Genomic DNA, 1,918 nt, shown 5'->3' on the forward strand with positions numbered 1-1,918 from the left:
GCTGTTTGACAAACTGGAGCATTTACTCCATCATCACTACAAACTTGGTAGATAATCGTAACATCTGTTCCTGCTTCTGATGAAGTTGGAGTGTACGTAATCTCTCCTGTATTTGGATCAATAGTTACTGTTCCTGTTGCTGTTCCTCCACTTTGAGTTAAAGTAGTGGTAGTTCCTGCCTGTTTTGCTGGATCTGTATCGCCTAAATAATCATCATTCGATAAAACATTGGTAGTTACTGGACTTCCTGAAGCTACTGTAGCTGTATCATCGGCAACTGTAGTCGTTGTTAGATTTGGATCCGTAGTATCTGGATTTCCATCGCCATCATCATCTAAATCACAAACTGTTGCTATTCCATCTGAATCAATATCTGGACCTGATGTAGTTACATCTGTGTTCGTTCCTGTACTATAATCTGCAGCAGTTACTGTACCATCGGCATCAACTCCTGAACCTAAAGTAAGGGTTCCACTTCCATAACTTCCATTATCATCTGCATCGGCTGTAGCATCTGCGAAAGCTTCATCTGCATCATTACAGCCATCTCCGTCACTATCGGTATCTAAGAAGTCTGGACTTCCTGGATCAGTTCCACTATCACTATCAGTTGGACTAGAAACTCCTGTACCTGCTGTACTTGGGATACCATTGTTGTTTGCCGTATCTCCATCGGTATCATCTGCAGTTCCATCTCCGTCTGCATCTGTTCCGCCTGTTTCTACAACATCGTAAATTCCGTCGTTATCACTATCTAAATCTAAATGGTTCGGTACACCGTCTCCATCTGAATCGTAGTTGTCATTTACTCCATCTGAGTTTGCATCTACAAAACCTGCTAAGTCTGCATCTAAATAGTTTGGAACCCCATCATTATCAGCATCTGCACTTGGATCTGGTTGTCCGTTTGCTTCTGCCGTATCTAAAATTCCATCATTATCATCATCTAAATCTTGTGCATCTACAATACCATCACCATCACTATCAGTTCCTGTAACAGTAATTGTTAAGGTTGCTGTTTGACAAATTGGAGCATTTACTCCATCGTCACTACAAACTTCGTAGATAATCGTAACATCTGTTCCTGCTTCTGATGAAGTTGGCGTGTAGGTAATCTCTCCTGTGTTTGCATCAATAGCTACTGTTCCTGTTGCTGTTCCACCACTTTGAGTTAAAGTAGTTGTAGTTCCTGCTAGTTTTGCTGGATCTGTATCCCCTACATAATCATCATTGGCTAAAACATTAGTCGTAACTGGTGTACCTGAAGCTACTGTAGCTGTATCATCTGAAACTGTAGTAGTTGTTGGATTTGGATCTGTAGTATCTGGATTTCCATCGCCATCATCATCTAAATCACAAACCGCAGCAATACCATCTCCATCTGAATCTGGACCTGCTGTCACAACATCTGAATTTGTGCCTGTGCTATAATCTGCAGCGGTTACTGTACCGTTTGAATTTATTGTTCCTCCTGAAACTGTTAAAGTTCCACTTCCGTATGTTCCATTGTCGTCTGCATCTGCTGTAGCATCTGCGAAAGCCTCATCTGCATCATTACAGCCATCTCCATCACTATCAGTATCTAAGAAATCTGGACTGTTTGGATCAGTGCCACTATCACTATCTGTTGGAGTAGTAACTCCTGTACCTGCTGAATTTGGAATACCATTATTGTTTGCCGTATCTCCATCGGTATCATCTGCAGTACCATTTCCGTCTGCATCTGTTCCGCCTGTTTCTACAACATCGTAAATTCCGTCGTTATCACTATCTAAATCTAAATGGTTTGGTACACCATCACCATCTGAATCGTAGTTGTCATTTACTCCATCTGAGTTTGCATCTACAAAACCTGCTAAGTCCGCATCTAAATAGTTTGGAACCCCATCATTATCAGCATCTGCACTTGGATCTGGTT

General features: G+C 41.6%; 1 protein-coding gene. It reads right to left on the bottom strand.

Annotation, left to right across the window (positions count from 1 at the left end; genetic code table 11):
• Positions 1-1,918: Ig-like domain-containing protein (locus Q1A46_RS20670; RefSeq protein WP_299683546.1), on the bottom strand; the 1,918-nt coding region annotated here is incomplete at both ends.

Origin of the sequence: uncultured Tenacibaculum sp. (genome assembly GCF_947502995.1) — a bacterium.
In the GTDB taxonomy this organism is placed as follows: Bacteria; Bacteroidota; Bacteroidia; order Flavobacteriales; family Flavobacteriaceae; genus Polaribacter.